This window comes from Noviluteimonas lactosilytica (genome assembly GCF_020866925.1).
Classification (GTDB): Bacteria; Pseudomonadota; Gammaproteobacteria; order Xanthomonadales; family Xanthomonadaceae; genus Noviluteimonas; species Noviluteimonas lactosilytica.
Genome location: NZ_JAJGAK010000001.1, coordinates 1,706,400 through 1,718,809, shown reverse-complemented (window position 1 = coordinate 1,718,809; position 12,410 = coordinate 1,706,400). Strand labels below are relative to the sequence as shown.

Sequence of the window (12,410 nt, the reverse complement as noted above, 5' to 3'; positions counted from 1 at the left end):
GACGCGTCTGTTCCACGTGGAACCCGCACGAACGCCCGGCTTGGTCCGGGCGTTCTGCTTTGGCGCGGCGCGATGCGCCTGACCCGACTCGACATCGCGGGGTTGCGCCGGTTTGACGGGGTGTCGCTGGCCCCGGGCCCATCGCTGAACCTGCTGACGGGGGCGAATGGAGCGGGCAAGACGTCCGTCCTCGAGGCAATGCATCTCATGGCCTACGGACGCAGTTTCCGCGGCCGGGTACGGGATGGCCTCATTCGGCAGGGCGCCCAGGCCGTGGAGATCTTCATCGAGTGGGAAGAGGCCACCGGCCGTACCCGCAAGGCGGGGCTGAGGCACACCGGTCAGGCTTGGCAGGGACGCCTCGACGGCGCTGACGTGGCCCATCTCGGCGAGCTTTGCGCCGCGCTCACCGTCGTCACCTTCGAACCCGGCAGCCATGACCTGGTCACTGGCGGGGCGGAGAACCGGCGCAGGCTCATCGATTGGGGGCTGTTCCACGTGGAACAGGAATTTCTGGTCGTCTGGCGTCGTTACGCCAGGGCACTGAAACAACGCAATGCACTGCTCAAGGCGGGCGGCCGAGCGGAGGAACTCGACGTATGGGAACGGGAGTTGGCGGAAAGCGGGGAGGCCATCACCCACAGCCGCGAGGCCTATCTCGGCCATTGGATGCCGAGATTCGCCAGCGAGGCTGCCGACCTCGCGCCGTCTCTCGGCATCGACCGCCTCGACCTGCAGCCCGGCTGGCGCCGTGACGAGCTCAGCCTCGCCGATGCGCTCCTCTTGGCGCGTTCCCGCGACCTGGCCACCGGATTCACCAGCGTTGGCCCGCATCGCGCCGACTGGCGCATTGGTTACGCCGGCATTCCCGGTCGAGAGGCGCTGTCCCGCGGTCAGGCAAAGCTCACCGCACTGTCGCTGCTTCTGTCGCAGGCCCGGCTGCACGCCGAACTGGCCGGCGAGTGGCCCGTCATCGCCTTCGACGACCTGGCCTCCGAGCTGGATCGCGACCATCAGGCGCGCGTGGTCGACGGCCTCGTCGCCACCGGCGCCCAGGTGTTCGTCACCGGCACCGAAGCTCCGCCAGCGCTCCTGGCGCACGCCGAGCGCCTCGCCCACGTCCGCGTCGAGGAAGGCCGGCTCCGCCCTGAAGGACAGGCCTCCTGAGCCCGCGTGCGACGGGCCTTGGCCACCTGCGTTTGGTAGACTGCACGCATCCATAGCTAATGTGTCTCGACGCGCACCCACGCGTCGCGGGAGCCCCTAGCCGCATGTCGCAGCAAGAACACCTCGAAGGCGAACAGCCCGTCGCCCAGAACGCCAGCACTTACGACTCCAGCAAGATCACCGTCCTGCGCGGCCTCGAGGCCGTCCGCAAGCGTCCCGGCATGTATATCGGCGACGTGCACGACGGCACCGGTCTGCACCACATGGTGTTCGAAGTCGTCGACAACTCGATCGACGAAGCGCTGGCCGGCCACGCCAACGAAGTCAGCGTCACGCTGCACGAAGACGGCTCGGTGTCCGTTGGCGACAACGGCCGCGGCATCCCGGTCGACATCCACAAGGAAGAGGGCATTTCCGCAGCGGAAGTGATCCTCACCGTGCTGCATGCGGGCGGCAAGTTCGACGACAACAGCTACAAGGTTTCCGGTGGCTTGCATGGCGTGGGCGTGTCGGTGGTGAACGCGCTGTCCGAGCACCTGTGGCTCGACATCTGGCGCGACGGCAACCACTACCAGCAGGAATACTCGCTGGGCGAATCGCTGTATCCACTCAAGCAGCTGGAAGCCTCGAACCGCCGCGGCACGCTGCTGCGCTTCAAGCCGGCGAAGGAGATCTTCTCCGACGTCGAGTTCCACTACGACATCCTGGCCAAACGCCTGCGCGAGCTGTCGTTCCTCAACTCCGGCGTGCGCATCACGCTGACCGACCTGCGCGTGCAGGAGGACGGCAGCGAAGGCAAGCGCGACGTCTTCGAGTACGAAGGCGGCATCCGCTCGTTCGTCGAGCACCTGGCGCAGGTCAAGACGCCGCTGCATTCGAACGTCATCGCCGTCTCCGGCGAAATGAACGGCATCACCGTCGACGTCGCGCTGCAGTGGACGGACTCGTACCAGGAAACGATGTTCTGCTTCACCAACAACATCCCGCAGAAGGATGGCGGCACGCACCTTCAGGGTTTCCGCGCCGCGCTCACGCGCACGCTGACGAACTACATCGAACAGAACGGCATCGCCAAGCAGGCGAAGATCACGCTGGCCGGCGACGACATGCGTGAAGGCATGATCGCCGTGCTGTCGGTGAAGGTGCCGGACCCGAGCTTCTCCTCGCAGACCAAGGAAAAGTTGGTCTCGTCTGAGGTGAGACCGGTCGTTGAGAGCACGTTCGGTGCACGTTTGGAGGAGTTCCTGCAAGAACACCCCAACGAAGCCCGTGCCATCACCTCCAAGATCGTCGATGCCGCCCGCGCCCGCGAAGCCGCGCGCAAGGCGCGCGACCTGACCCGCCGCAAGGGCGCGCTCGACATCGCCGGCCTGCCCGGCAAGCTCGCCGACTGCCAGGAAAAGGATCCGGCGCTTTCCGAACTCTTCATCGTCGAGGGTGACTCGGCGGGTGGCTCGGCGAAGCAGGGCCGCAACCGCAAGACGCAGGCGATCCTCCCGCTGAAGGGCAAGATCCTCAACGTGGAACGCGCGCGCTTCGACCGCATGCTCGGCAGCGCGGAAGTCGGCACGCTGATCACCGCGCTCGGCACCGGCATCGGCAAGGACGAATACAACCCGGACAAGCTGCGCTACCACCGCATCATCCTGATGACCGACGCCGACGTGGACGGCTCGCACATCCGTACGCTGCTGCTCACGTTCTTCTATCGGCAGATGCCGGAGCTGATCGAGCGCGGCCACATCTACATCGGCCTGCCGCCGCTGTACAAGATCAAGCAAGGCAAGAACGAGCTGTACCTGAAGGACGACGCAGCACTCGACGTGTATCTCGCGAACAACGCGGTAGAAGGCGCGACGCTCATCCCCGCAGAGGGCGAACCGCCGATCGAAGCGGCGAACATCGAAAAGCTCCTGCTCGCCTTCGCCTCCGCGCGCGACGCGATTGCACGCAACGCGCATCGTTACGACCCGGCGTTGCTGGAAGCGCTGATCGATTTCGTGCCGCTCGACAACGCCCACGCGCAGGACGGCGACGCATTGCGCCCGCAATTCGATGCCCTCGAAAAACGCCTCAACCAAGGCGGCCTCGGCAAGCCGCGCTATCGCCTCGAGCTGCACGCGGCGACCGAATCGCGCCCCGCCGCGATCGCCGTCCACCGCATGCACATGGGCGAGGAGATCGTGCAGATCCTGCCGATCGCCGCGTTCGAAACCGGCGAACTGCGCGCGGTGCGCGAAGCCGCCGTGTTGCTGCACGGTCTCGTGCGCGAAGGCGCGCAGATCCTCCGCGGCAACCGCGCGCAAGCCGTCGCGCGTTTCGCCGATGCGCACGCATGGCTGATGGACGAAGCGAAGAAGGGCCGCCAGATCCAGCGCTTCAAGGGCCTCGGCGAAATGAACCCGGAGCAGCTGTGGGAAACCACGGTCAACCCGGAGACGCGCCGCCTGCTCCAGGTGCGCATCGAGGACGCCGTCGCCGCCGACCAGATCTTCTCGACGCTGATGGGCGATGTGGTCGAACCGCGCCGCGAGTTCATCGAGGACAACGCCCTCAAGGTCGCCAACCTCGACGTCTGACGCACGCGGCCGCGAGCACGCGGCCGTATAACGTCCCGCCGCGCGACGCACACGCGCGGCACGCAAACATGACCGACAAGCCAACGCCCGCTTCGCGCGGGCGTTCCGCTTGACGAAGAATTCAGGACCACTGCCCTATACGGGATCCAACCTGAATTCGGAAAATCCGGCCATGCGCCCAATCCTCCCCCGAACGCTCCGCCCCCTCGCGATGGCCTGCGCGATCGCCGCGGTCGCGGCCGCTTGCGCCACGACGACATCGCCCACCGGCCGCACGCAGGTCGTCGGCGGCGTCTCGCAGGAACAGCTCAACCAGCTGGGCGCGCAGTCCTTCGCGGAATTGAAGGCGCAAAAACCGCAATCGAAAGACGCGCGCCAGGTGCGCAAGGTGCAATGCATCGTGTCCGCGATCACCGCGCAGCTACCGCAGGGTTGGCAAACGGGATGGGAAAGCGCGGTGTTCGTCGACAACGAACCCAACGCGTTCGCGTTGCCGGGCGGCAAGGTCGGCGTCTACACCGGCATTTTCAGTGTCGCGCGCAACCAGGACGAACTCGCCGGCGTGATCGCGCATGAGATCGGCCACGTCATCTCGCGCCACCACGACGAACGCATCACGCGCCAGATGGGCGCGCAGGGCGCGGTCGAACTCGTCGGCGCACTGCTGGGTTCGCGCTACGGCAGCGGCGCGGCGAACGCGGCGGTCCAGGGCGGCGGTGCGATCGCGCAGGCGGGGTTCCTGCTGCCGGGTTCGCGCGAGCAGGAATCGGAAGCCGACATCGTCGGCCAGCAGCTGATGGCGCAGGCGGGTTTCGACCCGAGGGGCGCGGTCAACCTGTGGTCCAACATGATCGCCGCGAGCCAGAACAGCAGCCGTCCGCCGCAATGGCTGTCGACCCATCCCAATCCCGAGAGCCGGATCCGTGAACTGCAGCAACGTGCGGCCTCGCTGGAGCCTGTATACGCGCAAGCCCGCGCCGCCGGACGGCGGCCGTCCTGCGGGTGAACCGGCCGACAATCCGACGTTGGTCCCATGCAACAGCCGCCACGCTTTCTGCTAGCTTGACCGCCCCCCGGGCATCCAATTCGCCCACGATTCGCCTCCGATGAGGAACACCCCCATGAACATCACGACCAAGCTGTCCCCGCTCGCCCTCGCGGTGTGCGCCATCATCGGTTTCTCCGTCGTCGCGCCGTCGTTCGCGCAGGAAGTTGGATCGACCTCGATGCGAGAACAGCGCGCGAAGCGCATGAAGGAACTCGGCAAGGAAAAGGACGACGCGAAGGCGAAGCAGGAAGACGCGCAGACGATGTGGCCGAACGCCACGCGCAAGTCGCCGGACGCCGAAGCGAAGGGCAAGAACCTCAAGGCCCTGCAGGAAATGCAGGCCTCGTACGAGAAGCAGGACTACGCGAGCGTGATCGCGCGCGCCGACCAGGTCGCCGCCGCGTCCGACGCCAGCGCGTACGAGAAGTCGTTCGCCTACCAGCTCGCCGGCGCTTCGGCGAACGAAATGAACGACGACGCCAAGGCCGCCGATTTCTTCTCCAAGGCCATCGCCGCCGACGGCCTGGACAACAACAACCACTACACGGCGATGTACAACCTCGCCGCCATCCAGTACACGCTGAAGCAGAACGAGCAGGCGCTCGCCACGCTCGATCGCTTCCTCAACGAAACCAAGGCCGACAAGCCGGAATACCAGCAGTTGCGCGCACAGTTGCTCGCCAGCACCGGCAAGGGCGACGAAGCGGCCAAGACGTTCGAAGCGCAGCTCGCGAAGAACCCGAACGACAAGAGCGCGCTGCTCAACGCCGTCTCCTCCTACCAGGCGGCCGGCGAAGACGACAAGGCGACCAAGCTGCTCGAAGACGGCTACAACCGCGGCATGCTCACGGAAGAAAAAGAGCTGCGCGTGCTGTATTCGAACTACCTCAACGCCGAGCGCTTCAAGGACGCGGAGAAGGTGATCACCGAAGGCGCGCAGAAGGGCATCCTGAAGCAGGGCCCGGACCTCGCCCGCGCGTACTCACTGCTGGGCCAGAACGCCTACTACAACGGCAGCGACATGGACGCCATCGGCTGGTACGAAAAGGCCGCTCCGATGTCCGCCGACGGCGAGCCCTACCTCAACGTCGCGAAGATCCTGCGCGCGCAGGGCAAGACGGCCGAAGCGAAGGCCGCCGCCCAGAAGGCGCTCGACAAGGGCATCAAGAAGCCGCAGGAAGCGAAAGAAATCCTCGCCGACTAACGCCATCACATCCCGCGGCCAAGACATTGGTGTACGGCCGCGGGATTGGTATATGCTTGGAAATTCCCGCGGCCGCTTAACAAGAGCGGCCTGCATTGCAGCTCCGGCGCGTTGAAAGCGTCGGGTGTCCCACCCCCCGAGCCTTGCGCATGACGGAAACACTGCCGCATCCCGACAGCACCCTGCGCCAGTCCTTGAACTGGCCTCGCATTGTCGGTATCTCCTTCGTGATCGCCCTGCATGTCGCGGCACTCATGCTGCTGCTCATGCCGGTGGCGCCCCCGGGCGCACAGGTGGAAGAAGAAGAAGTGACCCTGGTCAACTTCATCAAGCCGCCGCCGCCCCCGCCGCCGCCGCCGCCGCCGCCGCCGGAACCGCCCAAGCAGATCGTGCTGAAGCCGCAGACCGTGCCGAAGCCGAGCCCGCTGCCGCCGCCGCCGGAAGAACCGCCGGTCGTCTTCGACGAACCGTCGCCGGTCGACGTGCAGGCACCGCCTCCGGCGCCGCCGGCACCGCCCGCCGCCCCGCAGGGTCCGGCGCGCGACATGAACGACCTCCGTGCCAGCATCTGCGTCATGCCGCCGCAGGGCCAGCTCGCGAGCGCCGTTGGCCGCGCCCGCATTACCGGCCAGATGCGCCTGAACATCACCTTCACCGCGGACGGTTCCGTCACTGACGTTTCCGTCGCCCAGTCGAGCCGCGACCGCAACGTAGACCGTGCGGCCGTGAACTGGGCCAAGCGCATCAAGATGTGTCCGGGCCAGCCCGGTGCCGGCATCTTGCCGCTCGACCTCAAGCAATAACTTTTTTCTTCCCTTAGCTACTCCATTCTTTCCAGACAGAAGGTAAGCGTCATGCTGCAGGAAACCACCAACGCCGTTGCCGCGACCGGGAGCAACGCCGACGCGCTGAAGCAAATGGGCGTCGACCACCTGGCGCGCGAAATGCTGAGCAACCCGGGCGATTACATCGTCCAGCTCGTCGTCGCCGCCACGCTGATCATCATGTCGGCCATGTCGTGGTACTGGATCGTGATCAACCTGATCAAGAACGTCCGTATCCGTGGCAGCGCCGACCGCGTCGTCACCACGTTCTGGGAAACCCCGAACGCGCAGGACGCGATCCGCTTCATGGAAGAGCAGAACAAGGCCGAGCCGTTCTCGAAGATCGCGCTCGACGCCGCCCAGGCCGCCGCGCACCACCAGCGTCACGAAGGCTCGCGCCTCGTCGAGTCGCTGAATCGCTCGGAGTTCGTCGACCGCGCGCTGCGCCAGGGCGTGACCCGCGAATCCTCGCGCCTCGAGAACGGCCTGACCGTGCTCGCCACCGTCGGTTCGACCGCGCCGTTCGTCGGCCTGCTCGGTACCGTTTGGGGCATCTACGGCGCGCTGATCAAGATCGGTGCCACCGGCCAGGCGTCGATCGACGCGGTCGCGGGCCCGGTGGGTGAAGCGCTGATCATGACCGCGGTCGGTCTGTTCGTCGCGATCCCGGCGGTGCTGGCGTACAACTTCTTCGTCCGCCTGAACCGCGTCACGAACAGCAAGTTCGACACCTTCGCGCACGACCTGCACGACTTCTTCGCCACGGGTTCGCGCGTCGGCGAAATCCCGTCGAAGCGCTAAGCAGTCGAACCACCTGACGGAGTTCCCCCATGGCCTTCAGTACCGGCAATGACAGTGGCGGCCCCATGGCCGAGATCAACGTGACGCCGCTCGTCGACGTCATGCTCGTCCTGCTGATCATCTTCATGATCACCGCGCCGCTGATGTCCCATAAGGTCAAGGTCGACCTTCCGCAGGCGACGCTCGAACATCTCGACCGAGACAAGCCGATCGTGGTGCAGCCCATCACGATCGCGGTCACGGAAGAGGGCAACCTGTTCTGGAACGACCAGCCCATCACCAAGGACCAGATCGAGAGCCGCCTCTCGGTCGAAGCCCAGAAGACCCCGCAACCGGCCATCAATGTGCGCGGGGACCGGACGACCAAGTACCGCGTCGTCCAGGAAGTGGTGCAGGTCGCCCAGAACCAGGGCATGCGCAAGGTCGGCTTCGTGGCCGAGAAAGAACGGCCCTGAGCCCTTAGGAGTAAAGAACCATGGCATTCAGTTCCGGTGGCGGTAGCGGCCCGATGGCCGACATCAACGTCACGCCGCTCGTCGACGTGATGCTGGTGCTGCTGATCATCTTCATGGTGACGGCACCGACCCTCTCCTATCCGATCGACATCGACCTGCCGCAGAAGTCGCTCAATCCTCCGCCGCAGACGAAGGAACCGCCGCCGCCGATCTCGCTGCGCATCGACGCCTCGGGCCAGGTCTACTGGAACGAAGCCGCGCAGCCGGTCTCGGCGCTGCAGAACCTGATGGAAGTCGAAGTCCAGCGCGACCCGACCAACCAGCCGCAGCTGGAAATCGACACGAGCCCGGACGCCGATTACGGCATCCTGGCCAAGGTCCTCGCCTCCGCGAAGAACGCAGGCATGATCAAGATCGGTTTCGTCCAGAAGCAGGGCTGACGCAATACCAAGCATTACGCAACACGCTTACCAACGTCTGTTGAAACGCCGCCTCCGGGCGGCGTTTTTTTATGCGCGCGCGATCGCGTCGAGGTAGCGCTTCACCGTCGCATCGAGCCCGCGATACAACGCATCGCCGATCAACGCGTGGCCGATCGACACTTCGAGCACGTCCGGCACACCGCGCAGGAACGCCGGCAGGTTCGCATCACTCAGATCGTGTCCCGCGTTGACGCCCATTCCGACGGCGTGCGCGCGACGCGCAGTGTCCGCACAGGCCGCGATCGCAGCGCTCGGATCGCCCTGCGCAAACGCTTCCGCGTAAGGCCCGGTATACAACTCGATGCGCTGCGCCCCGACCTCGGCGGCGCGCTCGACATCGGGACAGCCCGCATCGACGAACAGGCTCACGCGACAGCCCAACGCACGCAGCTCCGCGATGCGCTCGCGCAGCAAGCCGAGATCGCCGGAGAAATCGAACCCATGGTCCGACGTGATCTGTGCATCCGAATCCGGCACGAGCGTGGCCTGCGCAGGCCGCGTTTCCGCACACAGCGCGGCGAACCCCGGGTACCCCGCACGCGGCGGCGCAAACGGATTGCCTTCGAGATTGAACTCCACGCCGCGCGATTGCGTCAGCACCGCGAGCGCATACACGTCTTCGGCGCGGATATGGCGTGCGTCGGGCCGCGGATGCACGGTGATCCCGTGCGCGCCTGCGTCGAGGCAGGTGCTTGCGGCCTGCACGACATCGGGTTCGGTGCCGCCGCGCGAATTGCGCAGCACCGCGATCTTGTTGACGTTGACGCTGAGGACCGTGGCCATGCGCGCAGCTTACCGCGCGCGCACCGCGCTCACGGCGCGGGCGGCTCGCCGGACTGTTGCTGCTGCGCGGCGACCTTGCGCGCCTCGGCCTGCTCGCGCATGCGGCGCAGCTCGATCGGATCGATCATCGCCGTTTCGTCGCGCGCACGCGCGCCGACGCGAGCCGAATACAGGCCCAGGATCCAGCCCAGCAGGAGGATCAGGGCGACCACCAGGAACAGGCCCATCAGCAGGGCGTTGGTGGTGTTCCATGCGATCGCGAATGCCCCGATCGCCAGCGCCAACATCAGCCAATGCATCTGCGTTCCCCGGTGAACTTCGACTGGTTGCGGCGGAGTGTACGCCGAAGCCCGGCGGCCGCGCGCCCCGCCGGGCGGGACGCCGCGCACACTCGGACGAATCAAAGCACCGGGGAGACGAGGCGGGCGATCGCCTCGGGGAGCCGGCAACTCCACAACGGCTTCGGCCGGTCCTCGCGGACACGCGGCGAGTGGGCGAGGTCGAGCTCGATCACGCGTTCCAGTTCGCTGGCCAGGCGTGCGTCGTGGAACAGCAGCGAGACCTCGAAGTTCAGGCGGAAGCTGCGATGGTCGAAGTTCGCGCTGCCGATGATCGCGAGGTGGTCGTCGACCAGCAGCGTCTTGCTGTGCAGCAACCGCGGCATGTATTCGTAGACGCGCACGCCCGCAGCCAGCAACTCGTCGAAATACGAACGCGCCGCGAGCGTGACCACGCGCGAGTCGCTGACCTTCGGCACCAGCAGGCGAACGTCGAGCCCGCCGAGCGCGGCCGAGGTCAGCGCCTGCATCGCCGCTTCGCCGGGCACGAAATAGGGCGTGGTCAGCCACACGCGTCGCGTTGCGGAATGGATCGCCGCGACATGCATGCGGTGGATCGCCTCCCAATGCGAATCCGGTCCAGACGACACGACCTGCACCGCCCACGTGCCGGGTTCGACTTCTTCTGGCACGGGCGGCAACACCGGCGGCTGCCCCGTCGCATACGCCCAGTCTTCCGCGAACACGAGTTGCAGCGAACGCGCGACGCGGCCCTCGAGCCGCAGGTGCAGGTCGCGATACGCATCCGACCGCAGGCGCTCGTCCTCTTCGTCGGTGACGTTGATGCCCCCGGTGTACGCGATGTGCCCGTCGATCACGACGATCTTGCGATGCGTGCGCAGGTTGAGCCACGGCCGTCGCCAGATGCGGCCGAAGCGCATCGGATGGAACCAGGCGACATGACCGCCCGCTTCGACCAGCGGCGCGAAGAAGCGACGCGGCGTCTTGCCCGAGCCCACCGCATCCACCAGCAGGCGGATGCGCACGCCGGCACGCGCACGTTCTATGAGCGCATCGCGCACGGCCGTGCCCGTGCGATCGCCGAGGAAGATGTAGTACTCCATGTCGATCGAATCGCGCGCCGCGGCGATGTCTTCCAGCAGCGCGGTGTACTTCGCGCCGCCGTCGATCAGCATGCGCACGTCGCGCGCGGTGGTCGGCGGCAGGCCCGTGGTCGACACGCCCATGCGCGAGAGCTCGCGCGCGATGACGTCGTCCGCGGTCGCGGCCGGCAACTGCGGCGCCTTCGTGCGCGCACGCCGCAGGCGGTGGCGCACGATGCGTTGCGGCCCGAGATAGTGGTAGATGATGAAACCGACGTACGGCAGCAACGCGAGGCCGAGCAGCCAGCTCAGCGTCGCCACCGGCTCGCGCTTCTGCAACACGATCCAGCCGCCCAGGCCGAACAGATACGCCAGCCACCCGAGCGTCAACCACAGGCCGATGCCGTGGATCTGCGACAACGCGTGCCAGGCATCGAGCAGGGGAGCGAACATGCAGTTCAGGTTCCGTAGCACGCCATGCGACGGCGGAGCGTAACCTAGCCGCGTGGACGACGCGCGCAAGGCAACAGCACCGATCAAGGGACGAGGCGCCGCTTCGCGCGTGACGGGGCGGTTCGAGAAGACCGTGCGCCACGGCGAGGACGACGGCTGGGGCTCGGTCTACGACGCGAGCCTCGACGGCTCGATGGAAACCACGCCGTCCCATCCCGACACCCAGGTCACCGAGGAGCGCGCGCGCAGCATCCTCACGCGCAACGACTCGCCCGACGTCGGCTTCAACCTCTCGCTCAATCCCTATCGCGGCTGCGAACACGGTTGCGTCTATTGCTTCGCGCGCCCGTCGCACGCGTACCTCGATCTCTCGCCCGGCCTCGATTTCGAAACCCGCCTGTTCGCGAAGACCAACGCGGTCGAGCGCTTGCGCGAAGAACTCGCGAAGCCCGGCTACGTTCCCGAAGCGATGGCGCTGGGCATCAACACCGACGCCTACCAGCCGATCGAACGCCGCTACCGCATCACCCGCGACATCCTCGAAGTGCTCGCCGAGACGAAGCACCCGGTGAGCTTCGTCACCAAGGGCGGCCTGATCGAGCGCGACGTCGACCTGCTCGCAAGCATGGCGAAGGACAATCTGGTTACGGTCTACTTCTCGGTCACCACGCTCGACAACCGGCTCGCGTCGAAGCTCGAACCACGCGCCACCGCGCCGCACGGCAAGCTGCGTGCGATGCGCACGCTGGCCGACGCAGGCGTGCCGGTCGGCGTGATGGTCGCGCCGGTGATCCCGATGATCACCGACCACGAACTCGAACACATCCTGGAAGCCGCGCACGACCACGGCGCGCGCGCCGCCGGCTACACGCTGCTGCGCCTGCCGCACGAGTTGAAGGAAGTCTGGCGGGAATGGCTGGAGCTGCACTACCCCGAGCGCGCCGCGCACGTGATGAGCCTGATCCGCCAGATGCGTGGCGGCAAGGACTACGACAGCCGATTCGGCACGCGCATGCGCGGCGAAGGTCCGTTCGCGCAACTGCTCCAGCAGCGCTTCCGCAAGGTGCATGCGCGCCTGGGCTTCGGCCGGCTTCCGCCGCTGGATGCGAGCAGGTTCGTTCCGCCGCGCAAGCCGTCGCCGCAGGCGGAGTTGTTCTGACGTCGAAGCGGCGTGAAGAACGCGCGCAAAGGCGCGCGAACCCGGATGCGTTCCTGCGGACTGCGTCGCCACGC

12 protein-coding genes are annotated in these 12,410 nt (G+C 66.6%); 9 read left to right on the top strand and 3 right to left on the bottom strand.

Going from position 1 to position 12,410, the window contains the following annotated elements:
• Positions 1-72: 72 nt before the first annotated feature.
• The 8 genes from recF (at position 73) to LK996_RS08210 (ending at position 8,518) form a co-directional block, all read left to right on the top strand.
• Complete coding sequence (gene recF / locus LK996_RS08245) at positions 73-1,167, top strand: DNA replication/repair protein RecF (RefSeq protein WP_230526623.1); 1,095 nt, start codon at positions 73-75, stop codon at positions 1,165-1,167.
• A 104-nt stretch (positions 1,168-1,271) separates the two neighbouring features.
• On the top strand, positions 1,272-3,746 hold the full coding sequence (gene gyrB, locus LK996_RS08240) for a DNA topoisomerase (ATP-hydrolyzing) subunit B (protein ID WP_230526622.1): 2,475 nt from the start codon (positions 1,272-1,274) through the stop codon (positions 3,744-3,746).
• Between the two features lie 211 nt (positions 3,747-3,957).
• The gene (locus LK996_RS08235; protein WP_230526879.1) at positions 3,958-4,752 is read left to right on the top strand and encodes a M48 family metallopeptidase; all 795 of its coding nucleotides are present in this window, start codon (positions 3,958-3,960) and stop codon (positions 4,750-4,752) included.
• 115 nt (positions 4,753-4,867) lie between these two features.
• Entirely contained in the window at positions 4,868-5,998 is a 1,131-nt protein-coding gene (locus LK996_RS08230; protein WP_230526621.1) for a tetratricopeptide repeat protein, read from the top strand.
• A 149-nt stretch (positions 5,999-6,147) separates the two neighbouring features.
• Positions 6,148-6,801 (top strand): energy transducer TonB family protein, encoded by a 654-nt coding sequence (locus tag LK996_RS16635; protein WP_305068722.1) that lies wholly within the window; start codon positions 6,148-6,150, stop codon positions 6,799-6,801.
• A 51-nt stretch (positions 6,802-6,852) separates the two neighbouring features.
• Complete coding sequence (locus LK996_RS08220; protein WP_230526620.1) at positions 6,853-7,623, top strand: MotA/TolQ/ExbB proton channel family protein; 771 nt, start codon at positions 6,853-6,855, stop codon at positions 7,621-7,623.
• A 29-nt stretch (positions 7,624-7,652) separates the two neighbouring features.
• On the top strand, positions 7,653-8,078 hold the full coding sequence (locus tag LK996_RS08215) for an ExbD/TolR family protein (protein WP_230526619.1): 426 nt from the start codon (positions 7,653-7,655) through the stop codon (positions 8,076-8,078).
• 20 nt (positions 8,079-8,098) lie between these two features.
• Complete coding sequence (locus LK996_RS08210; protein ID WP_230526618.1) at positions 8,099-8,518, top strand: ExbD/TolR family protein; 420 nt, start codon at positions 8,099-8,101, stop codon at positions 8,516-8,518.
• Positions 8,519-8,587: 69 nt separating this feature from the next.
• Here LK996_RS08210 and LK996_RS08205 read toward each other — a convergent pair whose 3' ends face one another.
• The 3 genes from LK996_RS08205 to cls form a co-directional block, all read right to left on the bottom strand.
• Positions 8,588-9,343: a pyridoxine 5'-phosphate synthase gene (locus LK996_RS08205; protein ID WP_230526617.1), complete on the bottom strand. Its 756-nt coding sequence runs from the start codon at positions 9,341-9,343 to the stop codon at positions 8,588-8,590.
• 29 nt (positions 9,344-9,372) lie between these two features.
• Positions 9,373-9,630 carry a hypothetical protein gene (locus LK996_RS08200; protein WP_425493721.1) on the bottom strand — a complete coding sequence of 86 codons (258 nt, stop codon included), beginning with the start codon at positions 9,628-9,630 and terminating at the stop codon, positions 9,373-9,375.
• Between the two features lie 113 nt (positions 9,631-9,743).
• Entirely contained in the window at positions 9,744-11,177 is a 1,434-nt protein-coding gene (cls, locus tag LK996_RS08195) for a cardiolipin synthase (RefSeq protein WP_230526615.1), read from the bottom strand.
• Positions 11,178-11,229: 52 nt separating this feature from the next.
• Between cls and LK996_RS08190 the strand changes: the two genes are divergently transcribed.
• On the top strand, positions 11,230-12,336 hold the full coding sequence (locus tag LK996_RS08190; RefSeq protein WP_230526614.1) for a PA0069 family radical SAM protein: 1,107 nt from the start codon (positions 11,230-11,232) through the stop codon (positions 12,334-12,336).
• Positions 12,337-12,410 lie beyond the last annotated feature (74 nt).